Source organism: Sphingomonas aerolata (genome assembly GCF_023935825.1).
GTDB lineage: Bacteria > Pseudomonadota > Alphaproteobacteria > Sphingomonadales > Sphingomonadaceae > Sphingomonas > Sphingomonas aerolata.
Genome location: NZ_CP098762.1, coordinates 3,651,384 through 3,674,312 on the forward strand (window position 1 = coordinate 3,651,384; position 22,929 = coordinate 3,674,312).

Annotated in this window: 16 protein-coding genes; 12 read left to right on the forward strand and 4 right to left on the reverse strand. The window is 67.7% G+C overall.

What is annotated here, in order from left to right; all coding sequences use genetic code 11:
• Positions 1-130 precede the first annotated feature (130 nt).
• The 7 genes from NEF64_RS16730 (at position 131) to NEF64_RS16760 (ending at position 10,998) form a co-directional block, all read left to right on the forward strand.
• Positions 131-1,198 (forward strand): LacI family DNA-binding transcriptional regulator, encoded by a 1,068-nt coding sequence (locus tag NEF64_RS16730; protein WP_081877600.1) that lies wholly within the window; start codon positions 131-133, stop codon positions 1,196-1,198.
• Positions 1,195-4,260: a TonB-dependent receptor gene (locus NEF64_RS16735; RefSeq protein ID WP_235516506.1), complete on the forward strand. Its 3,066-nt coding sequence runs from the start codon at positions 1,195-1,197 to the stop codon at positions 4,258-4,260. Before NEF64_RS16730 ends, NEF64_RS16735 begins: the two co-directional genes overlap by 4 nt.
• A gap of 66 nt (positions 4,261-4,326) precedes the next feature.
• The gene (locus NEF64_RS16740; RefSeq protein ID WP_056409006.1) at positions 4,327-5,781 is read left to right on the forward strand and encodes a glucoamylase family protein; all 1,455 of its coding nucleotides are present in this window, start codon (positions 4,327-4,329) and stop codon (positions 5,779-5,781) included.
• A gap of 66 nt (positions 5,782-5,847) precedes the next feature.
• Positions 5,848-6,747 (forward strand): hydrogen peroxide-inducible genes activator, encoded by a 900-nt coding sequence (locus tag NEF64_RS16745; protein ID WP_031394538.1) that lies wholly within the window; start codon positions 5,848-5,850, stop codon positions 6,745-6,747.
• A gap of 93 nt (positions 6,748-6,840) precedes the next feature.
• Positions 6,841-8,529 carry an ABC transporter transmembrane domain-containing protein gene (locus NEF64_RS16750; protein ID WP_056409265.1) on the forward strand — a complete coding sequence of 563 codons (1,689 nt, stop codon included), beginning with the start codon at positions 6,841-6,843 and terminating at the stop codon, positions 8,527-8,529.
• Positions 8,519-9,598 (forward strand): efflux RND transporter periplasmic adaptor subunit, encoded by a 1,080-nt coding sequence (locus NEF64_RS16755; RefSeq protein ID WP_252574169.1) that lies wholly within the window; start codon positions 8,519-8,521, stop codon positions 9,596-9,598. Before NEF64_RS16750 ends, NEF64_RS16755 begins: the two co-directional genes overlap by 11 nt.
• Positions 9,595-10,998 carry a TolC family protein gene (locus NEF64_RS16760; RefSeq protein WP_107046034.1) on the forward strand — a complete coding sequence of 468 codons (1,404 nt, stop codon included), beginning with the start codon at positions 9,595-9,597 and terminating at the stop codon, positions 10,996-10,998. Before NEF64_RS16755 ends, NEF64_RS16760 begins: the two co-directional genes overlap by 4 nt.
• Positions 10,999-11,014: 16 nt before the next feature.
• Here NEF64_RS16760 and NEF64_RS16765 read toward each other — a convergent pair whose 3' ends face one another.
• The 4 genes from NEF64_RS16765 to NEF64_RS16780 form a co-directional block, all read right to left on the reverse strand.
• A complete protein-coding gene (locus NEF64_RS16765) occupies positions 11,015-12,883 on the reverse strand; it encodes a gamma-glutamyltransferase family protein (protein WP_252574171.1) in 1,869 nt (622 codons plus the stop codon).
• An 83-nt stretch (positions 12,884-12,966) separates the two neighbouring features.
• Entirely contained in the window at positions 12,967-14,139 is a 1,173-nt protein-coding gene (locus NEF64_RS16770; RefSeq protein WP_056409262.1) for an MFS transporter, read from the reverse strand.
• Positions 14,140-14,276: 137 nt separating this feature from the next.
• Positions 14,277-15,638, reverse strand: coding sequence for a sensor histidine kinase (locus NEF64_RS16775; RefSeq protein WP_156360469.1), 1,362 nt, complete (start codon positions 15,636-15,638; stop codon positions 14,277-14,279).
• On the reverse strand, positions 15,635-16,312 hold the full coding sequence (locus NEF64_RS16780) for a response regulator transcription factor (protein WP_056409260.1): 678 nt from the start codon (positions 16,310-16,312) through the stop codon (positions 15,635-15,637). Before NEF64_RS16780 ends, NEF64_RS16775 begins: the two co-directional genes overlap by 4 nt.
• A gap of 149 nt (positions 16,313-16,461) precedes the next feature.
• Here NEF64_RS16780 and NEF64_RS16785 point away from each other — a divergent pair, with 149 nt between their 5' ends.
• The 5 genes from NEF64_RS16785 to NEF64_RS16805 all read left to right on the forward strand — a co-directional run bounded on the left by NEF64_RS16785 (position 16,462) and on the right by NEF64_RS16805 (position 22,872).
• Positions 16,462-17,757 (forward strand): glycosyltransferase family 4 protein, encoded by a 1,296-nt coding sequence (locus NEF64_RS16785; protein WP_081877770.1) that lies wholly within the window; start codon positions 16,462-16,464, stop codon positions 17,755-17,757.
• Between the two features lie 68 nt (positions 17,758-17,825).
• On the forward strand, positions 17,826-18,758 hold the full coding sequence (locus NEF64_RS16790; protein WP_156360468.1) for a lysylphosphatidylglycerol synthase domain-containing protein: 933 nt from the start codon (positions 17,826-17,828) through the stop codon (positions 18,756-18,758).
• A gap of 28 nt (positions 18,759-18,786) precedes the next feature.
• On the forward strand, positions 18,787-19,611 hold the full coding sequence (locus NEF64_RS16795) for a hypothetical protein (protein WP_234387766.1): 825 nt from the start codon (positions 18,787-18,789) through the stop codon (positions 19,609-19,611).
• Between the two features lie 105 nt (positions 19,612-19,716).
• The gene (locus NEF64_RS16800; protein ID WP_252574173.1) at positions 19,717-22,158 is read left to right on the forward strand and encodes a prolyl oligopeptidase family serine peptidase; all 2,442 of its coding nucleotides are present in this window, start codon (positions 19,717-19,719) and stop codon (positions 22,156-22,158) included.
• Between the two features lie 60 nt (positions 22,159-22,218).
• Positions 22,219-22,872 carry an SOS response-associated peptidase family protein gene (locus tag NEF64_RS16805; protein ID WP_056408996.1) on the forward strand — a complete coding sequence of 218 codons (654 nt, stop codon included), beginning with the start codon at positions 22,219-22,221 and terminating at the stop codon, positions 22,870-22,872.
• Positions 22,873-22,929 lie beyond the last annotated feature (57 nt).

Consider the following 22,929-nt stretch of genomic DNA (forward strand, 5'->3'; position numbering starts at 1 on the left):
CCGGCTCCACCGGGCTGATGATCGTTGCAAGGTTCTTGATCCCCGTTTCTGGATCATGTAACCGGTTACATCAAGAACAACATTTCCAGCCGCGAACGACGGCCGACGCCAGAGGGGATCCTGACCAGCCATGTCGCACGCCACTATCCGTGATATTGCCCGCGAGGCGGCGGTGTCGGTAGCGACCGTGTCGCGGGCAATGAACGGGCTGGCCAGCGTCCGCCCCGAATTGCGCAAGCATATCGAGGAGGTCGCATCGCGGCTTGGCTATGTCCCGCATGCCGCGGCGCGACACCTGAGCTCGGCCCGCTCGGGGATGATCGGCGTGGTGATCCCCGATCTTCACGGCGAATTCTTCTCCGAACTGCTGCGCGGCATGGACCGCGAGGCGTCGGAGCGCGGGCTGTACCTGATGCTGATGAGGATGCACGGCGACGCGGCGCGCGGTGTGGCTGCGCTGAACGCGATGCGCGGTCGGGTCGACGGGCTGCTGGTGATGGCCCCTCAGGTCGCGGCGGACGAGCTGCTCGCGCACCTGCCGCGCGACATGCCTGCGGTGCTGCTGAACTGTGCGCCGGGGCAGCCCGGCCGCGCCGAACTGCGCATCGACAACGCCGCCGGTGCCGCCGCTATCGTCGAGCATCTGATCGCAACCGGCCGCCGCCGGCTGGTTCATATCACCGGCCCCGAGGGGAATATCGATGCCGAGGAACGGTGTCGCGGCGCGCGCGACGCCTGTGCGCGTGCAGGCGTCGCGCTGCGCATCCTGCCGGGTGACTTTAACGAACCCTCGGGCATCGCCGCCGCCGCGACCCTTCTCGACGAGGGGTGCGACGCCGACGCGATCTTTGCCGCGAACGACATGATGGCGATCGGCGCGATGATGACGCTGAAACGGGCCGGGATTGCCGTTCCGGAGCAGATTGCGATCGCCGGTTTCGACGACATCCCGCTCGCCCGGCTCATCACGCCGTCGCTGACCACCGCGAGCATCGACATCGCGGCCTTCGGTGCGCGCGGCGTCGCACGGCTGGCAGGCGCGATTGCCGGGCAGGACGATGGCCTGCCCGAGCAGCGCGTCCCGGTCGTCGTCATACGGGAATCGACCGGCCAGCCCGACCCGGCACGACCCAACGCATTTCTATCCACAATCCACAACGAGACACCCGATCAATCGGGAACAGGGGAACGACCATGACCAAGATGATGTTGCGTGCGGCAGCGCTTTCGCTGACGGCGCTGTCCGGCGGGGTGCTGTTCGCCCCCGCGCCGGCAGCCGCCCAGGTCGGCCAGGCGTCGTTACGCGGCACGATCACCGCGCCGGCGGACAATCCGGTCGTCGAGGTCACCGCGGTCGAGGTCGCGACCGGCCTGCGTCGCACGGTGCCCGCTGACGCCGCTGGCGGCTACAACTTCGCGTCGCTGCGCGCAGGCACCTATCGCCTCGAGATCAAGCAGCGCACCGGTACGCGTAATTCCGACAGCTTCACGCTGCGCGTCGGGCAGAGCGCCGGGCTCGACCTCGACCTGTCGAGCGCCGCGACGCCCCCCGCCGCCCAGCCGACAACGCCCGGTGCCGAGCCTGATCCGACGGCGGACACCGGGGCGACCCCGGCTGCCGGCGGCACGGGCGACGAGATCGTCGTCACCGGCAACCGGATCCGCTCGCTGTCGGGCGGCCAGGTCGGCAGCAACATCACCCAGCGGCTGATCGAGCAACTGCCACAGAACAACCGCAACTTCCTTGCCTTCGCGGATCTCGCACCGGGCGTTCGCTTCATCGAGGACGCCAGCGGCGCGTCGCGCATCCAGGGCGGCGGCCAGGACAGCCGCACCGTCAACGTCTTCGTCGATGGTGTCAGCCAGAAGGATTACGTCCTCAAGAACGGCATCACCGGCCAGGATTCGTCGCCCGGCAACCCCTTCCCGCAGCTCGGCATCGGCGAATATCAGGTGCTGTCGTCGAACTACAAGGCGGAGTTCGACCAGGTCAGCTCGGTCGCGATCACCGCGGTGACCAAGTCGGGCACGAATGAATTCCACGGCGAAGGCTTCTTCGACTACACCAACCAGAAACTGCGCGACCGTCGCCCGAGCGAGATTTTCCCGACCACGATTCCCAAGGTCGACACCAGCAACAAGCAGTTCGGCGCGGCCCTGGGCGGCCCGATCATCAAGGACAAGGCGCACTTCTTCTTCACCTATGAAGGCAAGCGCATCACCAGTCCGTACGACGTGCGGCCCGAGAACGGCTATCCGGTCGCGTCGATCCCCGAACAATATCGGGACGATTTCGGCACCTTCGCGCAGCGGTTCAAGGAAGACCTGTATTTCGGCAAGATCGATATCGTGCCGACCGACAATGATCTGATCGAGCTGTCGGGCAAATATCGCAATGAATCCGGGCTGCAGAACGCGACGGGTATCAACGCCGCGAGCACGTCGACGCTAAACAAGGTCGTCGACAAGCGCGGCCTGCTGCGCTGGCAGCATACCGGCAATACGTGGATCAACGACGCGCGCGTCTCGTATGAGGATGTAGTCTTCTCGCCGACGCCCGCGACCGACGGCATCACGCAGTTCTTCCAGGCGACGCAGCGGATCGGCAGCGGCACGCAGCGCACCGATCTGCTTCGCGCCGGCGCCGGTGGCAACTTCCAGACCAAGGGGCAGAAGGGCTGGACCGTCCAGGACGATTTCACCTTCACCGGCCTTCAGGGGCACACGATCAAGGTCGGCGCCAAGGCGAAATGGGTGAAGCTCAACACGCGCGAGCAGAATCTGACCAACCCGCAATATACCTATGACGTCAACGCGATCCCCGGCGTCGCCTTCAACGACACGCTGCCCTACCAGCTCCAGTTCGGCGCCGCCGTCGCGGCGGGCAACCCCAACGTCCGGTCGAACAATTTCCAGATCGGTTTCTACGCGCAGGATGATTGGGACGTCACCGATCACCTGACGCTCAATCTTGGCCTTCGCTGGGATTATGAGCGGACGCCAGCCTATCTCGATTATGCCACCTCGGCAGAGAATGTCGCAGCGGTGTCGCCGGCCAATTACGGCAACCTCATTGGCGCCGACTACGACATCAACGATTATATCTCGACCGGCAACAACCGGAAGGCGTTCAAGGGTGCGTGGCAGCCGCGGCTGGGCTTCACTTATCGCTTCGACGAAGCCGGACGCTTCTCGATGTTCGGGGGCTATGGCCGCTCCTATGATCGCAACCAGTTCGACTTCCTGCAGCAGGAGGTCAGCCAGGGCGCGTATCAGGTCCGCACGTTCAACTTCATCGGCAATGATTCACTCAACCCCTGCGTGCCGAGCCAGACCTGTATCGCATGGGATCCGGTCTACCTGACCGAGGCCGGACGTCAGCAGCTGGCGACCTCGGCGAGCGGCGGCGGCCGCGCGATCGTCATGATGAACAACGACCTGAAGCTGCCCTATTCGGACCAGTTCAGCCTTGGTCTGCGCGGCCGCTTCTCGCCGGTCGAACTCGAGCTCGGCTTCACGCATATCGAGAGCAATGACGGGTTCGCGTTCCTGCTCGGCAACCGGCGCCCGGACGGGAGCTTCTTCTTCAACGATCCGGCCAACCCGACCGACGTGCCGCAGTCGCCGTTCTCCTTCTCGCCGAACGGCTTCGGGTCGATCATTCTCGGCACCAATGGCCTGAAGACCAATTCCGATGCGGTCTATTTCAAGCTGACCAAGACCTATTCGGCGGCCTCGCCGTGGAGCATCGACGCGACCTACACCTACACGCAGGCCGACGAGAACCGCCAGTTCGGCGAAACCTATTCGCTCGATTTCGCCCAGCTCTCCGATTATCCGACCTTGCGCTCGTCGGGCGTGCCGCGTCACCGGTTCGTCATCGCGGGCAGCGTCGATACGCCGATCGGTGTGACGATCTCGACCAAGTTCCAGATCGAGTCGCCGATCTATCTCAAGGCGTTCATCGACAATTCGGATCCGTTCTCGCGAACGCTGGTCGGGCGCGAGGCCGATGGCCTTGGCGATCTCTGGGGTCGCCGACAGCTCGATTTCGCGTTCACGAAATATGTCCCGCTCGGCTTCATCTCCGATCAGACCAGGATCCGCATGCGGCTCGATATCCTGAACGTGATGAACGACCGCAATTACGTCGATTTCAACAACAGCCCGCTCGATCCGAATTACGGTCGGCGGTCGACCTACAGCACGGGCGGCAACGCACCGCGCACGGTCAAACTGTCGGCGGGTTTCTCCTTCTGACCTGCCCCGGGGGACGTGGCCCAGCCACGCCCCCGCTCCTTTTGAAGACCAGACCCGAAGGACATCATGATCGATCGCAGGCAGATGCTGGGCCACAGCACGCTCGGCCTGGCGGGACTCATGGCCGGTTGCGCCGCGCCGTTCCGCCCCAGTGCGCCCATCCCCAGCGCGGCCCTACCCCGCCCCGGGACCATCGCTACGCCGATGCCGAGCGCGTTGCTCGCGGACCTCCATCACCGCAGCTTCCGCTATTTCTGGGACACGACCGATCCCGTCACGGGGCTTGCACCCGATCGTTGGCCGACCCCGTCCTTCGCGTCGATCGCTGCGGTCGGCTTCGCGCTCACCGCCTGTCCGATCGGGGTCGAGAATGGCTGGATCACGCGCGACCAGGCGCGCGCGCGGACCCTGGCCACGCTCGAATTCTTCGCAGCCGCCCCGCAGGGCGACAGCCGTAGCGACGACAGCGGCTTCAAGGGCCTGTTCTACCATTTCCTCGGCAGGACCAAGGGTCACCGCTTCGCGCGGGCTGAACTGTCGACGATCGACACGGCGCTGCTGATCGGCGGCGTGCTGTTCGCCCAGAGCTGGTTCGATACCGAGCATCCGGGCGACGTCCGGATCCGTGCGCTGGCGGACCAGCTCTATGCCGCGATCGACTGGACCTGGATCACCCCGCGTGCGCCGTTCATGGCGATGGGCTGGCATCCCGAAAGCGGCTTCATCCCGCATGACTGGAACATCTACAACGAAGGCCTGCTGCTCTATATCCTCGCGCTCGGCTCGCCGACGCACGCGCTACCGGCAGAGAGCTGGGATGCGTGGACGAGCCGGTTCGATGCGCAGTGGGGCGACCGCTGGGGCGGCGAGCCGCACGTCCAGTTTCCCGCACTGTTCATCCATCAGTACAGCCATTGCTGGATCGACTTCCGCGGCATTCGCGACCGCTACATGACGGCGAAGGGCATCGATTATTTCGAGAACAGCCGCCGCGCCGTCCGCGCCCAGCGCGCCTATGCGATCGCCAACCCCGAAGGCTGGGTAGGCTATGGCCCCGATGTCTGGGGGCTGACCGCATGCGACGGCCCCGGCGATTTCGCCATCGACATCGGTGGCCGCCGCCGCGAATTCTTCAGCTATGCGGCGCGCGGCGTCGGCGACCGGGACGACGGGACGCTGGCCCCGACCGCGGCAGCGGCATCGATCGCGTTCGAACCCGAATTGTCGAGCCGCGCGATCGAGACGATGCACGCCCGCTACGGCGCCCGCATCTACGGCAAATACGGCTTTCTCGATTCGTTCAACCCGACGCTGACGGCCACGTCGGTGCCGCTCAAGCATGGCAGCGTCGATCCCGCTGCGGGGTGGGTGGACGACGATTATCTGGGCATCGACCAGGGCGCGATTGTGGTCATGATGGAGAATTGGCGTACCGGCCTCGTCTGGACGACCATGCGCCGCAATCCGCATATCCGCCGCGGCTTGCAGCGCGCGGGGTTTACCGGGGGCTGGCTGACCTGATCGCAGCACCGGGCGATGACGTGATAACAGGTGCGCACGGCAGGCTCGGGCGCGATAGGATGACGCATGCATCGCCCCAGGACCACCATCCGCCAGCTCAGCTATTTCGTCGCGCTCGCCGAAAACGGCAGCTTCACCCGCGCGGCCGAACGGATGGGCGTGTCGCAGCCGTCGCTCTCGCAACAGATTCGCGCGCTCGAGACAATTCTCGGTGCGCCGCTCTTTGAGCGCGGCGGGCCTGCGATCCCGACGCCGCTCGGCCGCGAGCTTCTCGAGCGCGCGCGTCGGATCCTGTTCGACCTTGCGGACCTGGAGGAAGTGCGCGTCGCTTCAGCGGACGCGCTGGTCGGGACGATCCGGCTGGGCGTATCGCCGACGCTCGGCGCCTATCTGCTACCGACCTTCGTCGCGCGTCTGCACCGTGACCATCCGACGCTGCGCATCCATGTCCGCGAAGGCCTGCCCTCCGCGCTGACCGCCGGACTCGCGGCCGGGGACCACGACCTGATCCTCGCACAGCTCCCGGTCGCGGGGCGCGGATTCCACACCGAGCGCCTGTTCCGTGAGGCGCTGTATCTGGCGATGGCGGCGGACCATCCGCTGGCCCCCAAGGCTGGAATCGAGATGGCCGATCTGCGCGGCCAGAACCTGCTGACGCTCGTCGCGGACTATCGCCTCGCGCAACAGGTCGCCGCGATCGCCGGCGAAGTCGGCGCGGTCGTGCTCAATGATTATGAGGGCACCAGTCTCGACGCGATCCGGCAGATGGCCGGGATGGGCATGGGGCTGGCATTGCTGCCCGAACTCTATGTCCGCCAGGAAGTGCGTGACGGTGGCGACGTCATCGTGCGGCCGTTCAGCCATGGCCGACAATATCGCGAGATCGGACTGCTGTGGCGCATCGGCGCAGGCCGTGCTCCCGCCTATCACCTGATCGCCGACCTGTTGCGCGCGGTTGGCCCATAGGTTTATCCTATCGATGATATAGCCGCCCCGTAGTTGTATCAATAACACTGTGCGGCAATTCTGATTGCGGACTCGAGCAGTTGGATGACGCAGGTGGCAGGCAAACGAATCGGATGGCGTGAAGCGCGCGGCTGGCTGGGCGAGATCGTCGGACCCGATACGCCCTATCTCCGCCTCGCAATGGTGTACGGCGTCGCGATCAGCCTGTTGTCGCTCGCCACGCCGATCTCGGTGCAGCTGCTGATCAACAGCGTCGCCAACACCGCGCTGCCCGCACCGTTATGGACGCTGGCCGGGCTGTTGCTTGTGCTGCTGCTGTTCGTGGCCGGGCTCAGCGCGATGCGCTTCTGGGTCATGGCGCTGTTCGAACGGCGCTTTTTCGCGCGCGTCGTCGCCGAAATCACCGAACGCGCCGTCCACGCGCAGAACCCCTTCTTCGCCGATCAGAATCGCGGCGACCTGTTCAACCGCTATTTCGATCTCGTCGTGGTGCAGAAGGCGGTGCCGAGCCTGGTGATCGGGGCGTTCACGATCATCCTCCAGTCCGCGGTCGGGCTGGTCGTGACGAGTTTCTACCACCCCTTCTTCCTCGCGTTCAACGCGCTGCTGATCCTGCTGGTGCTCGCGATCTGGACGATCTGGTCGCGCGGATCGATCCGCTCCGCGGTCGCGCTCAGCCACGCCAAGCACGAGGCGGCCCGCTGGCTCGAAAGCCTGGGCGGATCGAACGGCTTCTACAAATCGAGCCGCCATCTCGATTTCGCGATGGATCGGTCCGAAGCCGTCACTGCCACCTATGTCGACCGGCACGAACGTTATTTCCGCTACAGCTTCGCGCAGACCGTCGCCTTCCTGCTGCTCTATGCCTTTGCCAGCGCGGCGCTGCTTGCGCTTGGCGGCAATCTGATCCTGCGCGGCGAACTGTCGATCGGACAGCTGGTCGCGGCCGAGCTGATCCTGAGCGGCGTATTCTACGGCGTGTCGCAGCTCGGCTGGTATCTCGACACACTCTACGACCTGATCGCAAGCGCGGAGGAATTGTCGCTGCTGTTCGCGATACCGCAGGAACAGGCGGCCGCCACCGCGGGACAGGCGCCCGGCGATGGTGCCGTCCGGCTCGAGGCAGTCGAAGTGGAGGGTGCGCGCTTCGACTTCTCGCTGGCGGCGGGCGAACAGCTCGTCACGCTAGCGGATGGCGGGGCGGAACGGCTGCTGGCGATGGTGCTCAAGCGGCACATCGTGCCCGAGCGCGGGCTGGTCACGGTCGGGGGCGCCGACATGGCGACGTTCGACATGTATCTATTGCGCTCAGCGGTTGTGGTTCTCGACCGGCCGACCATCGTCGAGGTCACGATCCGCGAATATCTGTCGCTTGCCGCGGCGGCCGGATCCGACCCGGGCGGGATGCTCGAAGTCCTCGATGCCGTGGGCCTGCGCGAGCGGGTTGCGCAATTCCCGCACGGGCTCGACACCCCTCTTGCCGCGTCGGGCTATCCGCTGGCGATCGGCGAGGTCGTCGCGCTCAAGCTTGCCAGCGCGCTGCTCGTGCGACCACGCGTGCTGATGCTTTCGCAGCTGTGCGACCTGATCCCCGCGGAGCGGCTGGCGGACGTGCTGCGCCGGCTGAAGGCGGCCGGGACGACCACCTTGCTGTGTACCGGCCGGCCCGAGGACATCGTCCTCGATGGCTGGTTCCGCCTCGAACCGCATCGCCAGCGACGCTTCGCCACCCATGCCGCGCTGATCACCGACGCGCATACGGAGTCGAACGATGCCGTATAGTCCCGATCGCGTTGCGCATTTCCCGACACTGGCGAAGATGCGCGCCCCGCGCAGCGCGGTGACGGTCGCGTGGCTGCTGTTGATCGGCATCGCGGTCGCGATCGCGATCATGGTGCTGGTCCCCTGGGTGCAGACCGCCAACGGCACCGGCCAGGTCGTCGCGCTCGACCCCGACGATCGGCAGCAGCAGGTGACGGCGTTCGTGCCCGGCCGCGTCGAACGCTGGTACGTGCATGACGGGCAGCATGTCGAACGCGGCGATCCGATCGCCCGCGTCGTCGATCTCGACCCCGACCTGCTGTCGCGTCTGCGGGCCGAGCGGGCGCAGGTCGAGGCGGAGATCGCCGCGGTCCAGCAGAGCCGCGCGGTCGCCGGCATCGACGTGTCGCGTACCGCGCAGCTCTTCGCCGAGGGGCTGGCCGCGCGGCGCGACTATGAGCAGACCCAGATCAAGGTCGCCGATGCGGGCGCCAAGCTGGCCGAGGCGCGCGCCAAGCTCAACCGGATCGACATCCAGCTCAACCGCCAGTCCGCGCAGATGGTCCGCGCACCGCGCGACGGTCGCGTCCAGCAGCTCAACGCCACGACCGGTGGATCGATGGTGTCGCCCGGCACCGTGCTCGCGGTGATCGCGCCCGAGCGCGTCGAGCGCGCGGTCGAACTGTTCGTCGACGGTCGCGACGTGCCGGTGCTGCGTCCCGGCCGACCAGTCCGCCTTGAATTCGAGGGCTGGCCCGCGATCCAGTTCAGCGGCTGGCCATCGGTTGCACAGGGCATGTTCGACGGCCGCGTCCGCACGATCGATCCCAATGCCGCGCCAGACGGGCTGTTCCGCATCCTGGTCGAGCCCCAGCCCGGCAAGCCTGCCTGGCCCGCGCGCGAATTCGTCCGCCCCGGCGGCAAGGTGCGCGGCTGGGTGCAGGGCGAGACGGTGCTGGTCGGCTATGAACTCTGGCGCCAGCTCAACGACTTCCCGCTTGAATTCGGGCGGCGCCCGGCGGCAGCCGCGAAGGGCGAGGCCAAGGCCATGGACGCGAAGGCGTCCGACGAGGAGGGCGGCAAGAAGTGACCCGATTCTTCGCCGCACTGCTGATGCTGCTGTCCCCAGTGGCGGCGATCGCGCAAGCCGCCCCACTGACACTCGACGAGGTGCTGCGTGCCTCCGCGCGGTCCGCCCCGCAGATCGTCGAGGCACTCGCGCGCGTCCGCCAGGCGGAGGGGCGATCGCTGTCGGCGGACGGCGCGTTCGACACGGTGTTCGACGTCGACGGCAAGTCGCGCGTCGCGGGCTATTATGACGGCACCGTGGTCGAGAGCCGTGTGACGCGGCCGCTGACGACCAATGGCGGCTATGTCTATGGTGGCTACCGCGCGTCGCGGGGCACTTTTCCGGTCTATGAGGATCAGGCCTATACCAACCGGCTGGGCGAGGCCAAGGTCGGCGCGCTGTTCGCGCTGCTGCGCGACCGCGTGGTGGACGAACGCCGGACGCGGCGCAGCGTCGCCGGCGCGGACATCGACGTCGCGCGGTTCGAAGCCCAGATGGTCGCGATCGGCGTCCAGCGCCGCGCGGTCGACGCCTATCAGGCCTGGGTCGCCGCGGGGTTGCGCCTGCGTGCCTATCGCGACCTGCTCGATCTGGCGGAACGGCGGCGCGGCGCGATCGGGCGGCTGGTGACGCTGGGTGCACGACCCGAAATCCTGTTGACCGAAAACGACCAAAACCTCGTCCGCCGGCGCGCACTCGTCGTGCGCGCCGAACAGGATATCGCCACCGCCGCCAACACGCTGTCACTCTATCTGCGCGACGATGCGGGGGCGCTGCTGCTCGTATCACCCGACCGGCTGCCCGCGGACACGAGCGCGCTTGCCGGCGTCGCGCCGACCGGATCGAGCGCGGCCGCGGTCTCGCGGCCGGATTACCGGGCGATCCTGACCCGGATCGACCAGTCGACCGCGCGGCTGATGCTGGCGGAAAACGATCTGTCGCCTCGGCTCGATCTGCGCGGTGAAGTCGGCAAGGATGTCGGCCCGGTCGGTCTGGGCGGACCGAACCGCACGCCGCTCGAAGCGGCGGTCGGCTTCCGCTTCAGCGTCCCGCTTCAGAATCGCGCCGCCAAGGGGCGCGTGGCCGAAGCCCGCGCCGAGATCGACGCACTGGTACAGCGCAGTCGCTTCCTGCGCGACCAGATCGCAATCGAGGTCGAGGGAATCGTCATCGCGGTCGGCGCGACCGAACGGCTCGCCGGTATCGCGGAGGAGGAACGCAGTCTTGCCGACCGGCTCGCGGTTGCCGAACGCCGCCGTTTCGAGCTGGGATCGGGCGACTTCTTCCTCGTCAACCAGCGCGAGGAGACCGCGACCGATGCGCGCGTCCGCCTGATCGACGCGCAGGCGCGGATCGCCTCCGCGCGCGCCGAACTCGCCGCCGCGACGGCCGACCGTGTCGCACTGGGGCTGGACCGCTAGGCCAGCCCCGCCCTGCTCAATAGGCCAGTGCGCAGCCATCGGCGCGCATCTCGCTCGCCGCGGCATAGACGCGGGTGTCGCCGTCCATCCGGTGCTCGACACATTCATAGCGCCCGAAGCCGCCATCCGGCTCTCCGATCGTCCACCCCATGTCGGCCAGCCGCTTCCGCGTCGCGACCGGCACCCCGGTTTCTAACCGTAGCAACCCGGTGGGCCCGAGCCCGGGCGTATCCTCGCCCATCGATTGCGACGATCCCTCGTGATGCCAGCGCGGCGAATCCCCTGCCGACTGGATCTCGAGCCCGTAGTCGACGCGGTTGACGATGATCTGCGTCTGCCCCTGCGGCTGCATGTCGCCGCCCATCACCCCGAAGCTCATCCACGGCGTGTTGCCGCGGGTTGCGAAGCCCGGGATGATCGTCTGGAACGGCCGCTTGCCCGGCGCATAGATGTTGGGGTGCCCGTCCTTGAGGCTGAACAACTGCCCGCGATCCTGAAACATGAAGCCGAGGCCATCGGCGACGAGGCCCGATCCCATCCCGCGGAAGTTGGACTGGATCATCGACACCATCATGCCGTCCTTGTCCGCGCAGCTGAAATAGGTGGTGTCGCCGTGACTTGGCGCCTGCCGTGGATAGACCGGGGTCAGCAATCGGTCGGGGCGGATCAGCTTGGCGCGCTGTGCGGCATAATCCTTCGAGATCAGCCACTCGACCGGCACCTTGGCGAAGTGCGGATCGGCATAATAGCGCGCGCGATCCTCATAGGCGAGGCGCTTGGCCTCGGCCTGCAGGTGGATCGACAGCGCGGACTGGAAGCCTGCGCCCTTCAGGTCGAACCGTTCGAGAATGTTGAGCATCTGGAGCGTCGCCAGCCCCTGCGTGTTCGCGCCGAGCGCGTGGACGGTGGTGCCGCGATAGTCCGTCGTGCTGGGCGCGATCCATTCCGAATGGTGCGCCGCGAGGTCCGCCGCCGACAGCCACCCGCCGATCCGCTTGAAGTAGCGCTCGATCTTCTGCGCGATGTCGCCCTCATAGAACGCATCGCGTCCACCGTTTGCGATCGCGCGGTACGTGCGCGCGAGATCGGGATTGCGGAACACCCCGCCCGCCGCCGGGCCCTTGCCGTCCGCGAGGCCATAAGTGCGCAGCGCGTTCTGCGATTCCTCCAGCCCGTTCCCCGGACGGCGGAACGCGGTGAGGCTGCGGCGGATGTAATAGGCAATGATGTCGGGCACCGCCGCGCCCGCTTCAGCCAGCGCGATCGCGGGTTGGAACAGCGCCGCCCAGGGCAGCTTTCCGTAGCGCTGGTGCATCGTCCACCACGCGTCGACCGTCCCGGGCACCGACACGCTGAGCGCGCCGAGCGGCGGCAGTGCGCCGTTCTTGGCGCGCGACCGCACCGTTTCCAGGCTCAGGCCGCGCGGCGATTTACCCGAACCCGCGAGCCCGACGACCGCCTTGGCCTTGGGATCCCAGATCATCGCATAGGCATCCCCGCCGATCCCGCTCGACGTCGGCTCGAGGAAGCCGAGACACGCGTTGATCGCGATCGCCGCATCGACCGCCGACCCACCCGACCGCAGGATGTCGATCCCCGCCTGCGTCGCGAGCGGGTGCGCGGTCCCCGCCGCGCCGTTGAGTCCATAGACCGCGGTGCGCGACGCGAAGCTCGCGCCGATCGGCCGGTCGCCGGCATGGACGTCGGGGCGCAGGAAGCGCTCCTCGCCGGGCGCCCAGAATGTAGGATTGGTATCCGTCGCGGGCGCTGCCCCCTGACCCGGGCCGGGGGCGGGGTCGCTGCTGGCTGTACCGCGCTGCGCAGACGCGAGTGTCGGAAGCATCGCAGCCGCCGGCAGCGATGCGATGAAGGTGCGACGATGCATTGGCGAACTCCCAGGACCCGGCATGGTTGTTGCCCGCAGGGGCGATCGGCGCAAGTGGCTGAAATCGGCGGTGCCTCGACGGATCAGCGCCGGCGTCTGGCCGCGACGACCTGAAGCAGCACCGCCGCCGCGGACAAGGCCGCGCCTAGCCCCGTGACCGCGACCCAACCGTCCATGTGCCATGCCCAGGTCGCACCGGCCGATCCCGCCGCGCCGCCGAGGAACATCGCCCCCATGAAGATCGTGTTGAGCCGGGCGCGGGCCTCGGGCCGCAGGGCGTAAACGACATGCTGGTTGGAGACGAGCGCGCTCTGCACACCGAAATCGAGCAGGATCACGCCGACCACCAGTCCGGCAATCGAACTCCACAGCGCAAAGACCGCCCAGCTTGCCAGCGTCAGCACGGCCCCGAGCAGGATCACCAGCCTGGGACCGCGGCGGTCGGCGATACGCCCGGCGACCGGCGCGGCGAGCACGCCGACCGCGCCGACCACCCCGAACAGACCCGCAATATCCGCCCCCAGACCGAAGCGCGGGCTCTGCAGATGGAGTGCGAGCATCGTCCAGAACACGCTGAACGCGCCGAACAGCAGCGCCTGCGTGATGGCCGCCTTGCGCAGCGTGCCGAACTCCCGCCAAAGACCGCCGAGCGACCGCAACAGCCCTGCATAACCGAGATCCGCGGTCGGGACGCTGCGCGGCAGCCGCATCGCCATCACCACCCCCGCGCCGAGCGCCATCGGCACGCCCAGCCAGAACATCGCCCGCCATCCGGCATGCGTCGCGACGAAACCCGCCAGCGTCCGGCTGAGCAGGATGCCGCACAACAGCCCCGCCATGACCGTCCCGACCGTTGCACCGCGTCGTTCCGGGCTTGCGAGATGCGCGGCGAACGGCACGACCTGTTGCGCGACGGTCGACAATATCCCGACGAGCAGCGACGCGGCGATCAGCATCGCCGCGCTCGGGGCGATCGCGGCGAGGATCAGGGCCGCGGCCAGCCCCAAGAACTGCACGACGATCAGACGCTGGCGTTCGACCAGGTCGCCGAGCGGTACCAGAAGGAACAGTCCCGCGGCATAGCCAAGCTGGGTCGCAGTCGGCACCAGGCTGGTCGCGGCCCCGGGCAGGTCGCGCTCGATGATCCCCAGCATGGGCTGGTTGTAATAGATATTGGCGACGGCAACGCCGGCCGCCGCGGCCATCACGAACGTCAGCCCCCGACCGAGATGGTGTCCGCCCGACGGGCCTGGCATCGACGCATCCGTCTCCAAGGGGCCACGGTCCTGCGCAATACTCGTCATACCAAACTCCTCTGCGACCGCGTGCCCGCTATGTGGACCATGGTGCAATGCCCGATGAGAGCGCGTCAGTGGCGAAGATGGGCTCGCGATCAGCGGCGGATCAATACGGCGCGGAAGGTGATCGCGAACCGGGTCCGCCCCGGCCGCGACGCGAGCACCACCCGCGTCGCGTGCGCCTCCGCGACCTGCGCGACGATCGCCAGCCCCAGCCCGCTGCTGGCGGATGCGGCACGATCGCGTTTCCAGAAACGGCGAAAGATCGACGGCTGATCCGCCTCGGGGATGCCGGGGCCGTCGTCGCAGACCGCCAGCGTGCCGTCTGTCCCGATCGTCACGTCGATCCGACGGCCAGGCCCGCTATGCTTGACCGCATTCTCGATCAGGCAGCCCAGCGCCTTGGCGATCCAGGCCGCATGGCCCGCGACCATCACGCTGTCCGCCGCCGTCGACAGCGCGATCGACTTGCCTTGGCGGATCGCCAGCGGTGCGATCGAAGCCACGCCGTCGGTCGCGATCGCGACGAGATCGACAGATGCCGCGGTATCCAGCGCGACGGTTTCCAGTTCGGCGAGCTCCAGCACCTGCTCGACGATGCGGCCGAGCGTGTCGAGATCGCTGCGCAGCGTCGCTCGCAACGTAGCATCCTCGACCTCCTCGACACGAAGCCTGGCCACCGCGATCGGCGTGCGCAGCTCGTGCGCCGCATCGGCGATGAAGTCGCGCTGCATGCGGTAGCTCGACGTCAGACGCTCCAGCAACGCGTTCACCGCGCGCGCGAGTGGCCGCACCTCGGCCGGAAGCCGGTCGTCATGCAGCCGCAGATCGAGCGGCAGCGCATCGTCCGTCCGCAGCGATGCGGAGGCTCGCCGTACCGGCGCGACCGCACGCCGGATAATCAGCACGTCGATCGCCAGCAGCAGCAGCAGGACCGGCGTCACGATCGCCAGACCGTAGAGCAGGAACTGCGCGAGCAGGTCGTCGAGAATATAGTCCGGGTGGGTCAGATTCTGCAGGACGACGATCCAAACGCGTGCGCTTCCGACGCGCGCCGGGCTGCTGGCGCCGGCATAGAAGGCATGCCGCGACTGCCGGCGGAAGAAGCGCTCCTCGTCGCTCAGCGGGATGGCCGCGAGCGGCACCATGATCGGCGAATCCGACCGGAACAGGACCGCACCACGCGGATCGACGATGCGGAATGCAAAGCCCGCCCCCGGCGCGAACACTGCGGCGCTGGTCCCGTCCTGGGTCAGGTGCAACCGGCCGCGCGCGTCCTGCGACAGCGCCTGGCGCAGGGCCTGGGTATGGACGTGGACCGTCTGATGCTGGATCCGCGCCGCCGTCGTGTCGAGAAACAGATAGACCCCGCCGGCCACCGCGACGGCGGTGATCAGCACCGCGATCGCGTGCCAGCGCAGGATCTGCGCCATCAACGACCGTGGCGGCCGCGTCACGCGTCCCGCTCCAGCATCATGTAGCCGACCCCGCGGACCGTGACGATGTCCGCGGTCGCCTGCGCTTCCGCCAGGCGACGCCGCAGCCGGTGGACATAGACCTCGACCGCATTCGACCCGAGATCGTCGGCGAGCCCGAACAGCAATTGTTCGAGATGCTGCTTAGTCACCACCCGGCTTGTGCGGCGGATCAGCCCGGCGAGCACCTCCAGTTCGCGCGCGGACAAAACGGTCGGCCGGCCGGCAACGGTGACCTCGCGCGTTGCCGGATCGAACCGGACATTGCCGCAATCGATCGTCCGATCGACAATCGTGCCGCTGCGCCGGAGCAGCGCCTGGATGCGCGCGAGCAGTTCCTCGGGCGCGAACGGCTTGGCGAGATAGTCGTCGGCCCCCGCCTCGAGCCCGGTCACCCGGTGTGCGACGCTTGCCCGCGCCGTCAGCGCGATGACCGGCGTGGGATCATCGCGGTCACGCAATTCGCGCACGACCGACAGGCCATCGCCGTCCGGCAGCCCGAGATCGAGGATGACCGCGGCATAGCGCGTATAGGACAGGATCAGCCGTGCATCGGCGGCCGTCGCGGTGGCGTCCGCGGCATAGCCCGCCTCGCCGAGCAGCCGGATCAGCATCGTGACCAGATCGGCATGGTCCTCGACGATCAGGATCCGCATCGACGCTCCCCGGTCGGGCTGCCCGGAGCGCACCGCCCGCGCCCATCGCCGCCTGTAAGGCTGGCGTAAGCCGGACGGGATAGGCCGACCGATCCTCGATCCCGATCGATGTCGCGCGATGCGCCGTCAGCAAAAATCAGAGTGTCTCCATGTCCGATATCCTTGGCCCGTTCGAACGGCTTGCAGCGACCCGCGCCGCGGTGTCCCGCGTCCGTGCGGCGCCCTACCAGCCGCGCCGGATCGCCCTGTTCTCGGGCAACTACAACTATCTGCGCGACGGCGCCAACCAGGCGCTCAACCGCCTCGTCGGGTATCTCGAGAGCGGCGGCGTCGAGGTCCGGGTCTATTCACCGACATCGCCCCGCCCCGCCTTTGCCCCCGCGGGCACATTGGTGTCGGTCCCGTCGGTCCGGATTCCGGGTCGCGGCGAGTATCGGCTGGGGCTCGGATTGCCGGCGGCGGTCCGGCGCGATGTCGAACGTTTCCGCCCCGACATCGTCCACCTGTCCGCCCCCGACTGGACCGGCGTTGCCGCGCAGCGGCTGGCACGGACAATGGGCATCCCGGTCGTCGCCAGCCTGCACACGCGGTTCGAGACCTATGCGCAATTCTATGGTGCGGGATTGATCCGGCCAATGATGGAACGGCATCTCGACCGGTTCTACACCGGCAGCGACGCGATCCTCGTGCCCACCCCTCCCATCGCCGCCGAGTTTTCCGCCAAGGGGCTTGGCGAGCGGACACGTCTCTGGGGTCGCGGGGTCGATCGCGACGCCTTCTCTCCGCGCCACCGCGACCTGGCCTGGCGCCGGCACATGGGCATCGCTGACACCGACATCGTCCTGCTCTTCTTCGGCCGGCTGGTCCGCGAGAAGGGACCGGCGCTGTTCGCCGACATCGTCGACGCGGTTCGCAAGGGTAGCGGAGATCTGTGCGGATCATCCGCCACGATCCGGGCCGTGATCGTCGGCGACGGGCCCGAACGGGACTGGCTAACGCGGCGCCTGCCGGACGCGATCCTCCTCGGCAGCCTGTCGGGCGACAGACTGGCTCGCGCAGTCGCCAGCGCGGATATTTTCGTCAATCCGAGCATTACCGAAGCCTTTGGCAACGTAACGTTGGAAGCGATGGCATCGGGATTGCCGAGCGTGTGCGTCGACATCCCCAGCGGACGCAACCTGCTGCGCAGGGAAACGGGCATGTTCTTCGCCGCGAACGATCTCGATGCGGCGGTCGCCGCGGTTCGCCGTCTTGCGCTGTTCTCGGATCTGCGCGCGTCGATGGGCCGGGCCGCACGCGCGGCAAGCGCGGCCTATGACTGGGACACCGCGTCGGCGATGGTCCTCGACGCCTATCGTGCGCTGTCGGGCACGGACACGGTGTCGACAACCGCCGATCCGGGTGCCGCGCCGGCACTCTGGCGGAACCGGTCGGCCGCGGGCTGAGCGTCGTGACAGAACAGTGCAGCGCCCGGACGCCGTCAGGCTGGCGACGTCTCCTGTCATCGTCGTCGGTGCGAACGGCAGCCGCTGCTGCCGCGATGCTCCCCGTCGTCGCGATCGCCCTGTCGGCGCTCGCAAGCCTGCTCGACGGGGTCGACTGGACCGACATCCGCGACGCGCTGACGCGGATCGGCTGGGTCCGGCTGCTGCTCGCGGCCGGGATCACCGCAACCAGCTACGGCGTGCTGACCGGCTATGACGTGATCGCGCTGCGGGTCATCGGGCGACGGGTTGCCTATCCCCGGGCGGCGCTCGCCTCGTTCACCAGCTATGTTTTCAGTCACAATTTCGGGTTCGCGCTGCTGACCGGCGGAACCGCACGGTTGCGGATCTACCGGCCCGCAGGGCTGACGATCGGCGAAGTCGGTCATGTCATGGTGCTGACCGGCCTGACCTTCTGGTCCGGGGTGCTCCTACTGCTGGGGATCGGGCTTGTCGCCAGTCCCGACAAGCTGGCGATTGCCGGCATTGCGATGTCCTACCCGGTCCACGCCGCGATCGGCACGGCGAGCCTTGCCCTGCTGGGCGTAGTGCTGATCCTGCTCCACCGGCGTGGCGGTCGGATGATCGTCGCATTCGGCCGCTCGATCCCCGTGCCTCGCACGCGGCAGGCGCTGATCCAGATGATGCTGGCGAGCATCGACCTCGTCCTTGCGGCGCTGGTGCTGGTCGTCTTGCTGCCCGGCGCGTCGCTTGCCCTGCTTCCCGGCCTGTTGCTCGGGTACCTGGTGGCGATCACGACGGGATTGATCACCCATGCCCCGGGCGGCGTGGGCGTGTTCGAAGCGGTGATGCTGGCGAGCTTGCCCGAGATCGACCGCGCGACGCTGTTCGCCGCCTTGCTCGCCTATCGGATGGTCTATTTCCTGATCCCGCTCGCCATCGGGATGGTGCTGTTCGCGCTTCATGAAGTCGACCTGCGGGCCCGCGTAAGGTCGGCGTAAGTCGGCGCGGCGATGAGCGCATGTCCTCATGCTCTATCCACCGGAACCCGTCACCATGATCATCCGCGCGCGGCCCTGCGCCCACTTCTCCCTCGCAGCGTTCTGCGCCCCCGCCCTCCTTGCCGCCAGCACCGGCGCTGCCGCGCAGACGCGATCGGCAGAGGCCCAGCCGGTACCGGGCGCGACCGCGATCGCGGGGGCGACGTCCGCCGCGATCCCCGCCATCCCCGAACCGATGATCTTCGACATGGTCCGGCCACTCGGCGCACGGCGCGGCGAGCTCGAGACCAACACGCTCGCCCAGGTCAATCTCAGCGGACCGTCGCGCCATGTCGAATGGGCGCCCGAGGTCGAGTATGCGGTCGCCGACGGCTTTGCAGTCGAACTCGAGCTGCCGTTCACCAATGGCCGGCTGACCGATCTCAAAATGGGGCTGCAGGGGACGTTCGGCACGTTTCGCGGCGGACGCAGCATCCACGGCGTCCAGTATCTCGGGCTTCACAATCGCCGCGACGGGGGGTGGTCGAGCAGCCTGGTCTATCTGCTCGGCAACCGCTTCGGCGAACGGTTGAGCACGATGACGATGATCGGCGCGGGCGACGTGACGCTCAGGAGCACGAAGGGCACCGGGCTGATCGTCAATCACTCGACATTCTGGGATGTCGATGACGGCACCGTGCTCGGGTTCGAGGTGAACCGGCAGACGGGGGCGAGCAGCTATTGGCTCCTGATGCCACAGCTGCACCGCGCGATCGGGCGGAAGGTCTCGGCGCAGATCGGTGCGGGCGCCGAACGGGCCGTGTCGGGTCCATTCCGACCGCGCGTCGGCCTGCGCATCATCCGCGAATTCTGAGGTGCCAGCTGCCACGCAGGCCGGGCCCGCTGGTGCCGGCCCGCCCGACATGCCACACCCCTGACATATCAGAACAAGGGGTTATGAATGCGCGCCAGTGCCTGTTTGATCGCTCTCCTCCTCGTCACCACGACCGCTTTACCCGGCGCGGTGGTCTCCGGCGCCAGCGCGCAGACGCCGGGCACGCCCTATCACCGCGCGCCCGATGCGATCGCGCGGGCGCTGGAGACGCCCCCGACCCCGGGCGTCTCGGTCAGCCCCGACCACCGGACGCTCGCGATTCTCGGTCGCGAGAATCTTCCGTCGATCGCCAATCTGTCCAAACCGATCCTGCGGCTCGGTGGTTATCGCATCGATCCCGCGACCAATGGTCAGGCCGAGGTCCGCGTGCAGTGGTTGAACGCGCTGCAGTTCAAGGATCTGGCGAGCGGCAAGACCATTAATGTCGCGCTGCCTGCCGGACTGCGCTTTGCCGCACCTGACTGGTCGCCCGACGGCACCCGCCTCGCCTTCTACGCGCAGCAGCCCGACGGTCTCTCGCTGTGGATCGCCGAGCGTGACGGCAGCGCGCGCATGGTGGCCAGGGGCCTGAACGGGACGTTCGGCACGCCGTTCACCTGGATGCCCGACAGCACGGCGCTGATCGCCTACACCGTCCCCGCGAACCGCGGCCCCGCGCCCGTCGCCGGCGACACGCCGACGGGCCCCGTCGTCCAGGAAAGCGCGGGCCGATCGTCGGCGGCGCGAACCTATGAAGATTTGCTCGGCGATGCGCACGACGAGGCCCTGTTCGATCATTATTTCACGGGCCAGCTCGTCCGGATCGCGCTGTCGGGCGCCACCCGGCCGATCGGGGCGCCCGGGCTCATCACCGAGTTCAGCGTCTCGCCCGACGGCCGGTATCTGCTGACCGAACGGCTCAAGCGGCCCTATTCCTATCTGCTGCCCGCGCGCTATTTCCCGACCGAGATCGCCGTCGCGACGATCGATGGCCAGCCGGTACGGACGCTGGTCGATCGCCCGCTCGCCGACGATCTTCCGGTCGACTTCGACGCCACCGTCAAGGGTCCGCGCGAGGCGATGTGGCGATCCGACGCCCCCGCCACGCTCGTCTGGGCCGAAGCGCTCGACGGCGGCAATCCGCGTGCGAAGGTCGCCTTCCACGACGTGGTCAAGATGCAGGCGGCACCGTTCAAAGCGGCGCCGGTCGATCTCGCGATGACCCCGGCGCGCTATGCGACGACCTTCTGGGGCGATGACGGCTTCGCGATGGTCGTCGACCGTGAATGGCGGTCGCGAACCGAACACCGCCTCGCGGTCGCACCGGCGCGACCGGGCCAGCCGCGCACGCTGCTGACCCGCAATTACCAGGACCAATATGGCGACCCGGGTCGGCCGGTCGTCGAATCGAACGCCGCGGGAAAGCCGGTGATGCGCTTTACCCCAGACCATAAGGCCGTCTACGTCACCGGCGACGGTGCGACCAAGGCGGGCGCCTTCCCCTTCCTCGCGACGCTGCCGCTTACAGGCGGCGAACAGACGCGGCTATGGTCCGCCAAGCCGCCCTATTACGAAACCGTCGTCGCGATGCTCGACGATACCGGGCAGCGCATTCTCACGCGCCGCGAAAGTGCGAAGCTCGCTCCCAATTACGTCGTGCGCAGCGTCAGGGGCGGCAGCGCCAAGCCGGTCACCGCGTTCGCCGATCCTGCCCCGGTGTTCGCCGGCGTGACGCAGCGCACGATCACCTATCCTCGCGCCGACGGGCTTGCACTGTCGGGGTCGCTCTACCTGCCCGCGGGCTATGACGCGAAGCGCGACGGGCCGCTGCCGACCTTACTCTGGGCCTACCCCGCCGAATTCACCGATGCGAAGGTCGCCGGGCAGACCGTCGACCAGGGCAATCGCTTCGTGCGCCCACGCGGCATCAGCCACCTGTTCCTGCTGACCCAGGGCTATGCGATCCTCGACAATCCGGCGATGCCGATCATCGGCGAAGGCGGCACGGAGGCGAACGACACCTACGTCAAGCAACTCCAGCAGGATGCGCAGGCGGCGGTCGATGCCGTCGTCAAGCTCGGGGTCGCTGACCGGACCCGCATGGCGGTCGGCGGGCACAGCTATGGCGCGTTCATGACCGCCAATCTGCTCGCGCATACCGATCTCTTCCGCGCAGGCATCGCCCGGTCGGGCGCGTATAACCGCACGCTGACCCCGTTCGGATTCCAGGCCGAACAGCGGACTTATTGGCAGGCGACGCCGACCTATACCGAGATGAGCCCGTTCACCTATGCCGACCGGATCAAGGCGCCGATCCTGCTGATCCACGGCGGCGCGGACGACAATAGCGGCACCTTCCCGATCCAGTCCGAACGCATGTACGCTGCGCTCAAGGGCAATGGTGCGACCGTGCGCTACGTCGTCCTGCCGAACGAACCGCACGGCTATCGCGCGCTCGAGTCCACCGAAGAGACGCTGTGGCAGATGACGGACTGGCTGGACCGCTACGTGAAGCCGGCAGCGGAGACGGCGGAGCGCCGGCCATGACCGGGTGTCGTGCCTTTCCACAGGCTTGCGCGACGGCCGGTCCCATCGCATCGGCACCCCATGTGTAATCGCGCGCGGTTCGAGGGCGAGCCCGAAACCCTGACCCAGGTCTTTGGCGCGGGCTGGCTGACGCCAAGGCCGATGGATAACCGGTTCAATCCGACCGAGCTCTACCCCAAAAGCCGCGCCTATGTGATCCGCGAGCAGGACGGGGCCCGCGGGCTCGACGTGATGCAGTGGGACGTGACCGCCGGGCAGGCGCCATGGCCGATGACCAACGTCCGCAACCTCGCGCTGCCGCAGTGGAAAGCCCTTGCCGCGAACCCCGAGAACCGGTGCCTGATCCCGCTCACCGAATTCTGCGAATGGACGCCCGACCCCGTTGATCGCGGCGACGGGAAAAAGCCGATGAAGGGCGAGATGTGGTTCGACGTCATCGACCAGGACGTGTTCGCGATCGCCGGATTCTGGCGCCAGATTGGCGAGCAGCGGTATTTCGCGATGGTCACCTGCGACGCGAACGAACTGGTCGCGCCGATCCACCCCAAGGCGATGATCACCATCCTGCATCCGGACGATCACGCGCTCTGGCTCACCGGTCGCTACGACGACGTCGTCGCACTGCAGCGCCCCTATCCCGCCAGCCGGATGACCGTGCGCGGCCCCGTCTTTCCGACCCGCACCGCCGCACCGACGGGCCGCACCCTGCTATAAGCGTCGAACCACCCGGCGCGGCATCGGGCCGCGCGCCGACGCCAAGCGGCAATCACC